The sequence below is a fragment of the Streptomyces sp. NBC_01016 genome (genome assembly GCF_026341035.1).
GTDB lineage: Bacteria > Actinomycetota > Actinomycetes > Streptomycetales > Streptomycetaceae > Streptomyces.
The window spans coordinates 3,315,239-3,329,315 of sequence record NZ_JAPEOQ010000002.1 but is presented as its reverse complement, the minus strand read 5'-3'; the positions used below and the strand labels follow the sequence as shown (position 1 = coordinate 3,329,315).

Annotated in this window: 14 protein-coding genes; 6 read left to right on the top strand and 8 right to left on the bottom strand. The window is 70.9% G+C overall.

Annotation, left to right across the window (positions count from 1 at the left end; translation table 11 throughout):
• Nucleotide 1 precedes the first annotated feature (1 nt).
• Nucleotides 2–442, bottom strand: a complete 441-nt coding sequence (locus tag OG746_RS41880) for a spore germination protein GerW family protein (protein ID WP_266724341.1) — start codon at nucleotides 440–442, stop codon at nucleotides 2–4.
• 157 nt (nucleotides 443–599) lie between these two features.
• The gene (gdhA, locus tag OG746_RS41875) at nucleotides 600–1,955 is read right to left on the bottom strand and encodes an NADP-specific glutamate dehydrogenase (RefSeq protein ID WP_266724340.1); all 1,356 of its coding nucleotides are present in this window, start codon (nucleotides 1,953–1,955) and stop codon (nucleotides 600–602) included.
• 308 nt (nucleotides 1,956–2,263) lie between these two features.
• Between gdhA and OG746_RS41870 the strand changes: the two genes are divergently transcribed.
• Together OG746_RS41870 and OG746_RS41865 are read left to right on the top strand one after the other, a co-directional pair.
• The gene (locus tag OG746_RS41870; protein WP_266724338.1) at nucleotides 2,264–2,707 is read left to right on the top strand and encodes a hypothetical protein; all 444 of its coding nucleotides are present in this window, start codon (nucleotides 2,264–2,266) and stop codon (nucleotides 2,705–2,707) included.
• Nucleotides 2,611–3,300, top strand: a complete 690-nt coding sequence (locus OG746_RS41865) for a methyltransferase domain-containing protein (protein WP_524540532.1) — start codon at nucleotides 2,611–2,613, stop codon at nucleotides 3,298–3,300. The genes OG746_RS41870 and OG746_RS41865 overlap by 97 nt, the downstream gene beginning before the upstream one ends.
• Nucleotides 3,301–3,628: 328 nt before the next feature.
• Here OG746_RS41865 and OG746_RS41860 read toward each other — a convergent pair whose 3' ends face one another.
• Entirely contained in the window at nucleotides 3,629–4,207 is a 579-nt protein-coding gene (locus OG746_RS41860) for a TetR/AcrR family transcriptional regulator (protein ID WP_266724336.1), read from the bottom strand.
• A gap of 93 nt (nucleotides 4,208–4,300) precedes the next feature.
• Between OG746_RS41860 and OG746_RS41855 the strand changes: the two genes are divergently transcribed.
• Nucleotides 4,301–4,747, top strand: a complete 447-nt coding sequence (locus tag OG746_RS41855) for an anthrone oxygenase family protein (RefSeq protein ID WP_266724334.1) — start codon at nucleotides 4,301–4,303, stop codon at nucleotides 4,745–4,747.
• A 42-nt stretch (nucleotides 4,748–4,789) separates the two neighbouring features.
• Here OG746_RS41855 and OG746_RS41850 read toward each other — a convergent pair whose 3' ends face one another.
• Nucleotides 4,790–5,686: an MBL fold metallo-hydrolase gene (locus tag OG746_RS41850; RefSeq protein WP_266724332.1), complete on the bottom strand. Its 897-nt coding sequence runs from the start codon at nucleotides 5,684–5,686 to the stop codon at nucleotides 4,790–4,792.
• Nucleotides 5,687–5,809: 123 nt separating this feature from the next.
• The gene (locus OG746_RS41845; protein WP_524540531.1) at nucleotides 5,810–6,568 is read right to left on the bottom strand and encodes a sulfite exporter TauE/SafE family protein; all 759 of its coding nucleotides are present in this window, start codon (nucleotides 6,566–6,568) and stop codon (nucleotides 5,810–5,812) included.
• Between the two features lie 110 nt (nucleotides 6,569–6,678).
• Here OG746_RS41845 and OG746_RS41840 point away from each other — a divergent pair, with 110 nt between their 5' ends.
• The 3 genes from OG746_RS41840 to thpR all read left to right on the top strand — a co-directional run bounded on the left by OG746_RS41840 (nucleotide 6,679) and on the right by thpR (nucleotide 10,994).
• The gene (locus OG746_RS41840) at nucleotides 6,679–7,572 is read left to right on the top strand and encodes a LysR family transcriptional regulator (RefSeq protein ID WP_266724328.1); all 894 of its coding nucleotides are present in this window, start codon (nucleotides 6,679–6,681) and stop codon (nucleotides 7,570–7,572) included.
• A gap of 95 nt (nucleotides 7,573–7,667) precedes the next feature.
• Nucleotides 7,668–10,334, top strand: coding sequence for a rifamycin-inactivating phosphotransferase (rph, locus tag OG746_RS41835; protein ID WP_266724326.1), 2,667 nt, complete (start codon nucleotides 7,668–7,670; stop codon nucleotides 10,332–10,334).
• Between the two features lie 54 nt (nucleotides 10,335–10,388).
• Entirely contained in the window at nucleotides 10,389–10,994 is a 606-nt protein-coding gene (thpR, locus tag OG746_RS41830; protein ID WP_266724324.1) for an RNA 2',3'-cyclic phosphodiesterase, read from the top strand.
• Between the two features lie 3 nt (nucleotides 10,995–10,997).
• Here thpR and OG746_RS41825 read toward each other — a convergent pair whose 3' ends face one another.
• From OG746_RS41825 to OG746_RS41815, 3 genes are all read right to left on the bottom strand, one after another.
• Entirely contained in the window at nucleotides 10,998–11,222 is a 225-nt protein-coding gene (locus OG746_RS41825) for a hypothetical protein (RefSeq protein ID WP_266724322.1), read from the bottom strand.
• Nucleotides 11,223–11,272: 50 nt separating this feature from the next.
• Nucleotides 11,273–11,698, bottom strand: a complete 426-nt coding sequence (locus tag OG746_RS41820) for a pyrophosphohydrolase domain-containing protein (protein ID WP_524540530.1) — start codon at nucleotides 11,696–11,698, stop codon at nucleotides 11,273–11,275.
• An 84-nt stretch (nucleotides 11,699–11,782) separates the two neighbouring features.
• On the bottom strand, nucleotides 11,783–13,999 hold the full coding sequence (locus tag OG746_RS41815) for a galactose-binding domain-containing protein (protein WP_266724321.1): 2,217 nt from the start codon (nucleotides 13,997–13,999) through the stop codon (nucleotides 11,783–11,785).
• Nucleotides 14,000–14,077: the final 78 nt, after the last annotated feature.

The window sequence follows — 14,077 nt, the reverse complement described above, 5'->3', positions numbered from 1 at the left end:
GTCACTCCGCCTTGTCGCGCCGAGCCGACCGGGACTTCGCCACCGCGCGCAGCACCCTGGTCCCGACGACGCCGACCAGCAGCGTGGCGAGCGGCAGGGCCACGTCCACCCACGGGTCACGGATCGGCTTGTAAGTGGCGGTCCCGTCCTTGATCTCGATGAAGCCGAGCGGCTTGGCCCCCGCACCGCCTCCGCCTCCCCCGCCTTCCCCGTCCTTGTCCGCCGCCTTCTCACGCCCGGCGCCGCCACCGAAACCGAAGCCGACCTGGGCGACCGGGACGACGGTGATGCCCTCCCGGAAGACCGGCTCGCCGAAGACGGCGGCGACGGAGGCCCGGCCGCCGAGCTTGTCGGCCAGCCGTTCCAGCAGCGCGGCGGATGCGTGGGCGGCGCCGAGCTCGGCCGACGAGCCGGCCACGGTCTGTCGGTCCTGACTGGTCATGCGGTGCCTCCCTGGCGTGTGTTCCGGGGCGGAGCACTTCACGCTAGGCCGGAGGCATCCGGTCCGCCACCGCCGTGCCGGACCAACTGGCCGTGCAGGAAAGGAAGGTGGGGCGGCGCGCGCCGCCCCACCCTCTACAACTCACTGCCGCTCGGGGTCAGATGACGCCCTGCGCCAGCATCGCGTCGGCGACGCGTTCGAAGCCCGCGATGTTCGCGCCCGTCACGTAGTCGCCGGGGGCGCCGTAGCGCTCGGCGGTCTCGTGGCAGGTGGCGTGGATGTCCTTCATGATGTGCGCCAGCTCGTCCTCGACCCGCTGCGCGGACCACGACGTACGGGCGTGGTTCTGCGCCATCTCCAGCGCGCTGACGGCGACGCCGCCCGCGTTGGCCGCCTTGCCGGGGCCGAAGGCGACGCCCGCCTTCTGGAGCAGGTGCACGGCCTCGGGCGTCGTCGGCATGTTCGCGCCCTCGGACACCGCCTTGACGCCGTTGCGGATGAGGGCCGCGGCGTCGTTCTCGTCCAGCTCGTTCTGCGTGGCCGACGGCAGCGCCACGTCACCGGCGACGTCCCAGACGCGTCCGCCGGGCACGAACCGGGCGGAGGAGCCGCGGCGTTCGGCGTACGCGTCGACACGGCCCCGCTCAACCTCCTTGATCTGCTTGAGCAGTTCGAGGTCGATGCCCTTCTCGTCCACGACGTACCCGGAGGAGTCCGAGCAGGTGACCGGGTTCGCACCGAGGGCGTGCAGCTTGTCGATGGTGTAGATGGCGACGTTGCCGGAGCCCGACACGACGACCGTCTGCCCTTCGAAGTCCTCGCCGCGCTCGCGCAGCATCGCCTCGGCGAACAGGACGTTGCCGTAGCCGGTCGCCTCCGGGCGGATCAGGGAGCCGCCCCAGCCCTGCCCCTTGCCGGTGAGGACCGACTCCCAGCGGTTGGTGATGCGCCGGTACTGGCCGAAGAGGTAGCCGATCTCGCGGCCGCCCACGCCGATGTCACCGGCCGGAACGTCGGTGTGCTCGCCGATGTGGCGGTACAGCTCCGTCATGAACGACTGGCAGAACCGCATGACTTCGGCGTCGCTGCGCCCGTGCGGGTCGAAGTCGCTGCCGCCCTTGCCGCCACCGATACCGAGTCCGGTCAGCGCGTTCTTGAAGATCTGCTCGAAGCCCAGGAACTTGATGACACCGAGGTTGACCGACGAGTGGAAGCGCAGGCCGCCCTTGTACGGGCCGAGCGCACTGTTGAACTCGACGCGGAACCCGCGGTTGACGTGGACCCGGCCGCGGTCGTCCTGCCACGGCACCCGGAACATGACCTGCCGCTCGGGCTCGCACAGCCGCTCCACAATGGCGGCCTCGGCGTACTCGGGGCGGGCCTGGAGCACCGGCGCGAGAGTCTCGAGGACCTCGTGCACGGCCTGGTGGAACTCGGGCTGCGCGGGGTTTCGCTTTTCGATCTCGGCAAGGAGGTTGCCGAGGATGTCCTGCGTGTTGGATCGCGTCGTCACTGAAAGCCTTTCGGGCTCGGCAGTCGCCATCTCCCTGCGGGTGCGGCTCGCTCGGGTCCGGTCGTTCGATGAGCGCTCGGCGCCATTGCCGTGCGTGGGACAGGGTAAGTGTTACGCGCATGTAAACCCCTTGACCAGTGGCCATCCGAATTCCGGACGGCAAGGGCCGACACATACGCACAACCGACCTGCATAAATAGCACGGAACGCACCATTCCGATCATCCGGGACGGGACTTCCGGCCGCGCGGAGCGGTGGGAGAGAATACGAACCCTGGCGTCCGAACCCGGCCGGAAGGAAGCGTGCGCGTGATCAAGTGGGTGTCCATCCAGAGCACCGGACCGCGTCCCGTCCCCCGGCCCGTCGCCACGCCGCTGGTGTGGGCGGTGACCGGCGGCACCGCTCTGCTGCTCGTGGCGCTCATCAACACGTTCCTCGGACCGGGCCGCCCGTGGCTCGCGCTCACCGCGCTCGCCCTGCTCGCCGCGGGCCTCGGCTTCTGCGCCAGGTTCACCGCGGCGCCCGGCACCGCCGTGCTGTGCTGGCTGTTCCTCAACGGCTTCGCGATACCGCCCGCGGGCACCCTCAGCTGGATCGGCCACCGCGACACGCTCTGGCTGACCTGCCTCCTGACCGCCACCCTCGTCGGCACCCTGTGGGCCCGCGTGACCCACGCCCGCGCCGCGTACCGCACGATCACCCCGGCTCCGACCCCTCGGACCACGCTGGGCGACGATCCGTTGACCCGCTGAAAACCGTCCTTACTGCTTCAGAGGAATCGGACGAACGGGCGGAGCCACAATCGGACCATGCATGGGCGGCAGGGAGGGAACACGGCGCGAAGGTGTCCGCGGTGGACGTCGAACCGGGCATGGTCACCCGCGCCGCCGCAGCGGCATACACAGCAGACGTACGCCTCGCCACCCTGCCCCAACTCCCCTTCACCGAAGCCGCATTCGACGCCGCGGTCGGCAACTTCGTCCTCAACCACGCCACCCGCGCCGTCCGGGCGGCGGGCGCCACCCGTCCGGATCACCTGCCGGCCCTCGCCCCCGAGGACGACTTCGCCCGTACCCGACAGGGCTTCGCCGCGCTGCTGGGCGAGGCGGGCCTGGCGGATGTCGTGTGCGACACCTTGGACTGGGACCACCGCACCACGGTCGAGGAGTGGTGGAGCGGACCGGCCGCCGGGGTGGCCACCATCGGCCAGGTGGTGACGAGCCAGAGCCCGGCGGTCGTCGCCGAGATCAGGGGCCGATTCGAGGCGCTGGCCGCCGAGTTCGCCGGACCGGGCGGCGTACTGCACCTGCCGCACACGGCGTTGCTGGCACACGGCCGGGCCTGACGTCGCACCCAGGCGTGAAGGGAGCGGCCGGCCCCGCTGGTTCGAGGAAGCGGGGCCGGCCGGAGGGGAAGAGGCCGGCCGCGGGGTGTGCACTCCCCCGTACGCTCATCAGGCGACAGGTTCCGCAGCCGGTCTCAGTGGACGTAACGAGCCGCGATCCGCCATGTTCCGCCGCTCGGCACCGGGTTGACGAACTGCACCGGACTCCCCGGCCGCCTTCACACCGTGGGCACGTTGTTCGGCAAGCTGTCAGGGTGGACCGGCCGGCCGCGTCGTCCTGCACTCCTCAAGTGAGCCCGTCCGCAAGTGAATCCGCTGCCCGGGTGCCTCACACCACGGGCAGCCGATCCACCAGCAACTCCAGCCGCTGCTCGACGTACTCCGGCGGCAGCCGGCCCGCCCTCGACAGGGTCGCGAGGCCGTGCAGGGAGGCCCAGAACACCTCGGTGAAAAGCCCCGGGTGGACCCCGTCCCCCGCGACCTCACCGAGCGTCTCCATCAGCGCGGCGAAGCCCTCCTTCAGCGGTTCCGGGGTGTCCTCGCGCGCGAACGCCAGGCCCCCGTCGAGCCGGAACACGGCGTCGTAGACCGCGGGGTTCTTCTCGGCGAAGTCGAGATAGGCGCGGGCGAGGGCGGTGACCCGGGCACGCGGCCCCTCCACCGCGGCGGTCGCGGCGCGCAGCGCCGTGGCCAGCTCGCCGGCACCGTCGAGGGCCACGGCGCCGATGATCTCGCGCTTGCCCCGGAAGTGGCTGTAGAGGACGGGCTGGCTGTACTCGATGCGCTCGGCCAACTTGCGGGTCGTGACCGCGTCCCAGCCCTGCTGCTCGGCGAGTTCGCGGGCCGTCGCCACGATGAGGCGCTCGCGGCTCGCGCGTTCGCGCTCCTTGCGTTCCTGTACCGACATAAGCAGATCCTAGCATCGCTAGACAATCGAGCGGCAGTAGGGCTAGCGTTGCCTCATCATCTAGCGCCGCTAGATAGCTCAGGAGGGGTCACCATGCTCGACGCACTTGAGGTCTTCACCACCGTGGTTCTCGGCGTGATGGTGGGGGTGGAGTTCTCCGTCGCCTTCGTCATGAATCCGATCTTCAGCGGACTCCCCGACGACGCCAACCAGCAGGCCCGCTCGCACGGGGGCCGGATGCTCGGCGCCGTGATGCCGTTCTGGTACTTCGGATCGCTCGTCCTCATCGCGATCTGGGCCGTCGCCGCGTGGGGCGACGGTGGCACGGGCCTGCTCATCACAGCCGGCGCACTGCTCGTCGTCAGCATCGTCATGTCGCTCCTGCTGCTCGTCCCGATCAACAACCAGGGCAAGACGTGGACCGCCGAGAACCGGCCCGCGGACTGGAAGCAGCAGATGAGCCGCTGGGACCGCTACCACTACGTCCGCGTCGCCGTCATCGTCGCCGCGTTCGCCGTGCTGGTCACGGCGCTGGTCTGAGTTCGTGGGCGCCGGCCGGGAATTCCCCTCCGTGCCGTGTCTCTACGCGGCGCGGAAGCGCCCGGCCTCCACTTCCTCGACCCGCCCCTGCCCCATCAGACGGTCCAAGTGCCGCCGCGCCGTGCGCAGTTCCACGGGCCGGATGTGCGCCCCTTCGACATGCGGCCGGTACACCAGCCGGTGGTCGGCGATCTCGTCCGGTGTGTGCGGTTCGCTCAGGAAGGCGAACAGTTCGGCGTCCCGCTTCTCCACCACGCCGGCGTAGGCGTCGAGCCGGCGGCGGAACTCGGCCGCTCCCTCGATCACACCCTTCTGGTGGGCGGTGCCGTACCAGCGGGCGTCGATCTCCGCACACCGCCGCATCGACGCCTCGAAGTCGATGAGGCTGCTGCCCACGTCGCCGTAGTACGGGCCGAAAGAGGTGAGGTCGATGTCCGCGACGAACAGGAAGCCGTCCGGTTCGACCAGGAATCCGCTGTGGCCCGCGGTGTGCCCGGGCAGGTGGACGACGGTCACCGTCCGCCCTCCCAGGTCGAACACGGTGCCGTCCTTGAACGCCTGCGCATCCGGGCGGCCCTCCACGTGGAACTCGTCCCGCATCGCCGCGTCGACGGCGTCGACCGTGTCCGGGGGCAGTCCGAGCGCGGAGACGAGGGCCGCACGCGAGCGCAGCGCGTCGAGGTCGCCGCGGTGCACGTGCACCGGCACCTCGTAGCTTCCGAGGCCGGCGACGTGGTCCTCATGGGCGTGGCTCACGAGGACCAGGTCCGCGGGCGGCGCGTCATCGACGAGCGACAGCGAAGGGTCGACGACCAGCGAGGCGCTCGTGCCGCGTACGAGCAGTGAATTGGCGCCCGGGTAGGCGCCGTTGCGGGCACCGACGAGCACGGTGACCGCGCCGTATGCCTCGGGGGTGTATCCGGTGGGGCGGGGTTCCATGGTTACCGTTTCTATCGAACCGCGGACGGGACCGCCATAAGGCACCTCCCCGCTGCTCCCCTGCCCGCTGCTCCCCGGCGCGCTGCTCCCCGGCGCGCTTGGTCGGCTCCGCAAGAAATGTGGTCAGCCACGCAGGAAGTACAGCACGGTCGTGGTCACGGCCGTCGCCAACAGGACGCCCCGCAGCAGCCGGGCAGAGAGGCGGCGCGCCAGGTGGGCCCCTGCGAAACCGCCCGCCACCGCGCCGACCAGCATGGCCGTGAGGAGCAGCGGAGCGGACAGCGCGTCCGAGGCCAGCAGGAAGAGCACGGTCGCGCTGAGGTACATGGCCGCGAGCTGGGTCACCCGCATCGGGTTGCCGGCCGCGGCGTCGAGACCGAAGCCGATGCCCCACAGCGCCAGCATCAGGATGCCTACGGCTCCGCCGAAGTAACCGCCGTACACACCGAGGAAGAACTGTCCGACCAGCGCGGCGCGCCCACTCATGCCGACCGGGCGCCCCAGCACACGGGTCAACGCACTCGAAAGGTGCCGTCCGAAGGCCAGGACCAGCGTCGCGAACGCGAGCAGCCACGGCACCGCGGCCTCGAAGGAGGCAGCCGGAAGCACCAGCAGGAGACCCGCGCCGACGGCGCCGCCCGCCACGCTGGTCGCCGTCAGCGCCTTGGTGGACGTGGGCCCTACGGGGGCGAGTTCGCGCCGGTAGACCCACGCGCTGGTGACCGCGCCGGGCACAAGCGCGACGCGCGACACCGCGTTCGCGACCACCGGTGGCAGTCCGACCGCGACGAGTGCGGGCAGCGCCACAAAGGTTCCGCCGCCGCCGACGGCGTTCAGGGCTCCGGCGGCGACGCCGGCCAACAGGACAAGAAAAGGCTCCATCACCCGCAGAGCATCACCCGCCGACGATCGGCGCCACAATGCGGAATCGACGTTCCCTGCCTAAGGCTGTCCCTAAGGCTGTTCCTTGCGCGGTGCCCTACCCTGGGCCGGTGCGCTACGACCTGGACGACCTGCGGCTCTTCCTCCACATCGTCACGGAGGGCTCGATCACGGCGGGCGCCCGGCGCATGCACCTGAGCCTGCCCTCGGCCAGCACCCGGGTGCGCTCGCTGGAACACCACGCCGGGGTGGCGCTGTTGATCCGCGGCCGCCGGGGCGTACGGCCCACTCCTGCGGGAGCGACGCTGTCCCGCCACGCACGCGACGTACTCGACAGGACCGCACGTCTCGACAGCGCCGTCGCGAGCTACACCCGGTCCCCGAACGCCCAACTCACCCTGCTGGGCGGCGGATCCGCGATGCACCGGCTCGTACCGGCCGCCCTGGTCCCGTTCCTGCGCGCCCATCCGGACACCGACGTCACCGTGTCCGAGAGCCGCACACCACGGACCATACGACGGCTCGCCGACGGCGACGCGGACATGGGGGTCGTCATCGACGACGAGGCCGGTGACAGCGGACTGCGCATGGAACCCCTGGGCGACGACTCCCTCGTCGTGATCGGCCAGGCGGGAGGGGTCCTCGGCGGGCGGACCTCACTGACGTACAGCGAGGTCGCCGAGCACCCGCTCGTCGGCCTCGACGCCGGCTCCTCGCTGCGCCGCTGGATCGAGAAGCGGCTCGGGCCGAACGCCCCGGTGGTGCGCCACCGCACCACCGTCGCCGACCTGAGCGTCCTCGTCTCCCTGGCCGCCGCGGGCGCCGGGCTCGCCGTCGTGCCGCGGCGCGCGATCGACCCCCGACACCCCCTCGACGTATGCGAGTTGCAGGACTCGTGGGCACATCGGCGTCATCTGCTGGCCTGGGGCGCGCAGGACGGCGCCGCGTCTCCGGCGGCGGAGGCGCTGGCCGAGCATCTGCGGCGAGCAGCGTTGGAGTCATAATCCGTAGTCAGCCATCGGCAATCCGCAGATCCGTAGATTCATAGATTCGTAGTGAGCCATCAACTATCAGGCACGGCCGCCCGGGAGGCAGCGCAGTGAGCGAGCAGTATGTGATGGGGCTTCAGGAGGTCGACGAGACGGACATCGCGCTCGTCGGCGGCAAGGGCGCACACCTGGGCGGGCTTGCGCGGATCGAGGGTGTCCGGGTTCCGGCCGGTTTCTGCGTGACGACTCGTGCGTTCCGGCGGGTGATGGCGGACGCGCCGACGATCGACGAGCGGCTGGAGCAGCTGTCGCGCACGGATCCGGACGACCGGGAGGCGATCCGTACGCTCAGCGCGGAGCTCCGCGGGATCGTCGAGGGGGTCGGTGTTCCGGAGGACCTCGCGGCCGGGATCGGCCGCGCGCTCGCGGACCTGGGTGAGGGTGCCGCCTGCGCCGTCCGCTCCAGCGCGACGGCCGAGGACCTGCCGACGGCCTCCTTCGCAGGCCAGCAGGACACGTACCTGAATATCGTCGGGTCGGGGGCGATCCTGGAGCACATCGGCCGGTGCTGGGCCTCGCTGTTCTCCGAGCGGGCCGTGACCTACCGTCAGCGGGCCGGCATCGACCACCGCACGGTCGACATGGCCGTGGTCGTGCAGCGGATGGTCCGCCCGGAATCGTCCGGCGTCCTGTTCACGGCGGACCCGGTCACGGGCAACCGCAAGGTGGCCACCGTGGACGCCGGCTTCGGCCTCGGCGAGGCCCTGGTCTCCGGCCTGGTGAACCCGGATGTCTTCCGGGTGCGGGACGGCGAGGTCGTCGAGCGGACCATCGCCGCCAAGCAGCGTGCCGTGTACGCGGTCCCGGGCGGTGGCACGGAGGAAGTGACGGTCGACGCGCGGCGGCAGGAGCAGCCGGCGCTGACCGATGCGCAGGTCGTACGACTCGTCGGGCTCGGGCGCCGTATCGAGTCACACTTCGGCCGGCCGCAGGACATCGAATGGTGCCTGGTCGACACCGATCCCGGCACCGATCCCGGCACCGACGCCGAGTTCCAGATCGTGCAGAGCCGGCCGATCACTACTTTGTTCCCGGTCCCCGAGCGCGATGACCAGGACAATCACGTCTATCTCTCCGTCGGCCATCAGCAGATGATGACCGACGCGATGAGGCCGCTGGGCGTCTCCGTGTGGCAGCACACGGCGATGGCGCCGATGCACGAGGCCGGCGGGCGGCTGTTCGTCGACGCCACCCGGCGCCTGGCCGCGCCCACGAGCCGCGCGGGCCTCCTCGACATCGTGGGCCGAGGCGACCCGCTGATCAGGGACGCCCTCGAAACCGTCCTCGACCGCGGCGACTTCGTCCCGACACTCCCCGACCCGGCCCCCGCCACGCCACCGGCCGGCGGCGGCCCGCCCGCCCCCATCGAGACCGACCCGGCCGTCGTCACCGCACTGATCGGGCGCAGCCAGGAGTCCATCGCCGCCCTGGAGCGCGACATCCGGTCGAAGACCGGTCCTGCCCTCTTCGACTTTCTGCTCGACGCCTTCGAGGAGCACAAGCGGGCCCTCGGTGACCGGCTGAGCATGCAAGCGATCATGGCGGGCATGGAGGCCACGTGGTGGCTCAACGACAAGCTGTACGAGTGGCTGGGCGAGAAGAACGCCGCTGACACGCTAACGCTGTCCGCCCCCGGCAACATCACGTCGGAGATGGGCCTCGCCCTGCTCGACGTCGCGGATGTGATCCGCCCGCTACCGGGGGTCCTCGCCTTCCTCCAGGACACGGGGCAGCTCGCGGACGACACCTTCCTCGACGAGCTGACGAAGCGCACCGGCGGACCCGAGGCGCGCGCCGTCATCGAGGCCTACCTGGACCGGTACGGGATGCGCTGCGTCGGCGAGATCGACATCACGCGGCCGCGCTGGCGCGAACGCCCCACCACACTCGTGCCGGTGATCCTCGACAACGTACGGAACTTCGAACCGGGCGCCGCGGCGCGGCGGTTCGAGGAGGGTCTTGAGAAGGCACGCCAGAAGGAAGCGGACGTGCTGTCACGCCTGCGCGCCCTGCCTGCGGATGGGGATGCGGACGGAGAAGGGGACGGGGACGCAAAGGCCGACGAGACCCGGCGGATGATCGAGCGCGTCCGCACCTTCATCGGATACCGCGAGTACCCCAAGTACGGCATCATCCGCCGCTACTTCATCTACAAGCGGGCGCTGTTGGAGGAGGCGGGGCGCCTGGTGCGCGCCGGTGTGCTCGATGACACCGAAGACATCTACTACCTGACGTTCCAGGAACTCCATGACGTCGTGCGCACGAACCGGGCGGACGGCCGGCTCATCCAGGAGCGCAGGGACGACTTCCGTACGTACCAGTCGCTCACCCCGCCGCGCGTGCTCACCTCGGACGGCGAGGCCGTCCGCGGAACGTACCGGCGCGAGGACGTGCCGGACGGCGCGCTGATCGGTCTGCCGGTGTCCGCCGGGACGGTGGAGGGGCGGGCGCGCGTCGTCCTCGACATGGCGGAGGCCGATCTCGAGGCGGGCGACATCCTGGTCACGGCGTACACGGATCCGAGTTGGTCGCCGCTGTTCGTCGCCGTCGCGGGGCTTGTCACGGAGGTGGGCGGGCTGATGACGCACGGCGCGGTGATCGCGAGGGAGTACGGCCTGCCGGCGGTCGTCGGCGTGGACGGAGCCACCCGGCTGATCCGTGACGGCCAGCGGATCCGTGTGCACGGGGCGGACGGGTACGTCGAGATCCTGGAGTGACCGGGAGCGATCGGGCCCTGCAGACCATCGACCGAGACCGACACGAAGGCACACGTGACCGAAACGCCCGAGCCCGCCGCCACCCTGCGCGCGTTCATCGCCCTCGCCCCGCCCGACGACGCGAAGGACGAACTGGCGCTCGCTCTGCGCCCGGTCTACGCCGCCCACCCCCGCCTGCGGCAGAACCGCATCGAGGACTGGCACATCACACTGGCGTTCCTCGGCGAGCAGTCCCTGACAACCGTCCAGCAGCTCCGGCAGCCGCTCGCCGGCCTCGCAGCCGGCCACCCCTCCCCCGAGCTGGCGCTGCGGGGCGGTGGCCACTTCGACGCGCGCGTCCTGTGGAGCGGCCTGGAGGGTGACCTGGACTGTCTGCATCTGCTGTCCGAAGCGGTCCGGAAACAGGTCAGGGCCTGCGGGGTCGACTTCCCGGAGCGTCCACTGCGCCCCCACCTGACGCTGGCGCGCGCCCGCCGCCACGACACCACGTCCGTCCCGGAGGCGGCCGAGGCTCTCGACACCTTCATCGGCCGCCGCTGGCGCCCCTTCCGCCTCCACCTGGTCGGCAGCACCCCCGGGAACGCCCCTGCGCCGAGGCGCTATCAGGACATCGCGTCGTGGGAGCTCGGCGGCGGTGCCGGGGAGCCCGCCGGGATCTGAGGACTACACCTTGTCGACGGCGAACAGTTCGAGGTGCCCGCACTTAGGGCAGCGCAGCGCCTCGATCCGTCGGCGAGGCCGGCCGAGCCGCTTGGCACCGCCGAAGAGGCCCTTCTCCAGCGCGCCTTCGATCCAACGCGCGTAGCCACGCGAGTGCTCCCCCGCGTCCTCGATGAATCCGTCTTCCAGGCCGCCGGTGCCGCAGTGGGTGCAGGTGTTGTCCGTCACAGGGTCAGTCTATGAGGCGGAAGTTCAGTGGCTGGGCGGGGGTTGTTCGGTCATACCGAGGAACCGGCCGGCGGCCATGCGACGACGTGGTCGAGGACCGGGGGCCGGTACCCGGGTCCCTTGAGCACCTTGCCGTCGTCCCGGCGCAGGACCCGTCCGTCCGCGTCGAGCTTGCTCATGTTGGACCGGTGGACCTCGGCGAAGACCGCCGGCAGGTCGATCCCCAGCGCGTCGGCGGCGCCGTATGTGACGTAGAGGACATCGGCCAGCTCCTTGGCCAATGCCCTGTACGTGGTGCCCGGATCGTCGCCGGCCCGCAGGGCGTTCGCGAGGTCGGTCAGGGCCTCGGCTGCTTCGCGGGCTTCTTCGGTGAGCAACGTCCGCCGGTGTTCCGCCAGTTCGGGACGCTCGGCCGCGGCCGAACCGTCGAACGTCTCGCGGAACTCGGCGACACTGCGCATGGGTTCGTGATCCATACGTCGACCCTAAGCGCTTCCGGGTCCGCGGGTGAGCGGGGCATGGCCCGTGACCGCCCACCCGCGTACGCGTTCGCATCCCCGTCAGGGATGCACCAACACGTGACTGAGACCCACCCTGCCGGTGCCCTTCAGTTTGATGCGGACGTAGCGTGCCTCCTCGTCGGTGTCGATGAGGGTGGGGCGCAGGGCCTTGCCCGTGATGTGTGCGGTCGTCGCGTCGGAGAAGTCGGCCGAGCTCGCGAGCTGTACGTCGAAGTCGGCCGTTGTCGTCGACGCGTCGTTCCAGACCTCGACCTGGCCGATGTGCCGGACGGCGCCGAGGTCGACCTGCCACCAGGCGCCCGGCTCTGACTGTGTACGGGTGTCGGTGGAGGTGTCGCCGTCGGTCGCGCGTGCCGCGGTGGCGGTGCCGTCCGTGGAGGACTGCGTGGCGGTGCCGGTGCGGGCCAGGTCGCGGCGGAGCTGTTCGACACGGCCGTGGGGGTCCGCGCCGGCCGACCCGGCCACCTTCAGCGCCTCGGCGGGCAGTCGGTCGAGCTTGGTGTGGTTGGCGGTCAGGGTCGAACCGGTGCCTCCGAGGGCGGGGGCGTCGGTGTCGGTCCAGTTGCCGGTGGCGTGGTTGTCGATGCCGTAGTCCGCCCAGTTGGAGACCCACTTGTAGCCGAGCCGGGTCAGGACGTTGCGGGTGACGGTGATGTGGCTGGACTGTTCGTCGAGGTAGATGCCGTTGCCGTCGCGCTCGGTGTTCCCGTACGCGCTGCGGTTGAGGTAGTTCCCGGAGATCACGGTCCCGGGTTGGGCACCCTGCGTGTAGATGGCACCGCCGTCGTGCTGGTCGTAGGAGACGCGCATGGCGTTCGTGATCCGGTTGTTCGTGATGCGGTTGTCGCGCAGGACGGACTTCTGGACCTCGGGCTGGTTCCAGCCCCAGCCGACGGAGATGCCGGAGTAGGGCAGGTCGTCGAGGGTGTTGTGGTCGATGACGGTGCCCGCCTCGTAGCCCGCCCAGATGCCGACGGCGTCCGTGTACTCGACGCCGGTGTGCCGGACGGTGTTGTACGACACCGTGTTGCGGGCGCCGGTGAGTTCGGCGGTCGGCCGGGGCTCCGTGTCACCGATGTAGGCGGCGCCGGAGGACAGGTCGGTGAAGCGGGAGCGGGTGAGGGTGGAGTCCTGGGTGCCCTGCTCGAAGACGACTCCGGCGCCGCCGAGCCGGGTGAAGTCGGCGTCGTCGACGACCACGTCACGGCCGCCTCGGACGGTGAGCGCGGCCGCGGGCTTGGTGTAGTGACGGCCGGCGTGGTCGACGGGACCGGTGGCTCCGGTGAGTGTCAGTCCGGCCTGGGTGCCCGCGTAGCCCTCGTCGGTGTCGGGCTGCCGGTAGGCGGCGTACGCGAAGCCGATGCCGGTGAGGCGGACGTCGTGGGCGCCGTCGACGTTCACGAGCCCTTCCGTGGCGGGGGTGATCGCCTGGAATCGGCGCGGATTCTCGCCCTCGCGTGGCAGGTACGTGACGGTCCGCGCAGCGGAATCCCACGCGAACTCGCCCGGCTTGTCGAGGAGTTCGCGGGCGTTCTCGAAGTAGGACACCTTCGCGTAGCGGCTGGAGTCGACGGTGGTGGTGTCCCAGGCGGGTCCGGTGCGGTCGGTGCCGGAGGTGGAGTTGGTCCAGCAGGGCTGGGCGAACGTCATGAGGTCGCCGCTGACCGAGGCGATCCGGCAGTGGTAGTTGCGCCAGCGCACCCGGATGACGGCCTCGGCGTCGGTGGGCCGTTCCCACCGGTCGATGCCGGTGCGTGAGGCGCCGGTCATGCCCGTCTTGGTGGCGTCGCACACGGAGGCGGCGCAGGAGTCGCCGCGCGCGCGGACGGCCCGTACGCCGTCGACGAAGAGCTGTCGCGGGGTGACACCGTCCGGCACCGGTGCCGTCCAGGTGCCGTCGGCATTGGCGGACCAGTCGGTGATCGCGCGCCCTCCGGAGAGCACGGGCCGGGCACCGGGCGCGGCGGCCCAGGTGACACCGGAGTCCTTGGCGCCGAGTTCGAGCGGGTGACTCAACGCGTAGGTGCCACCGGCCAGTTCGACACGGACACTTCGTCCGGCGAGGGCCCGCGCGGCGTCACGGGCACTGTCGAGCGAGCAGGGGCGGGTGATGGTGCAGGCCGTACCAGAGCCGTGGGGCGCGGCGTGCAGGACCGCCGTGTCGGCGGCGGTCGCGCGGGGCGCCGGCAGGAGCGTGAGCCCCATGGCTGCGGCGGACAGTAACGCCGTCATGGTGGCGCGGATGGCCGATCTCATGCGGTGCCTTCCTCTCGTTCAGGTGAAGTGAGTAGTGGGCCCCTCGTGATCCCTCTGGCAATTGCGCTCCGACGCCCC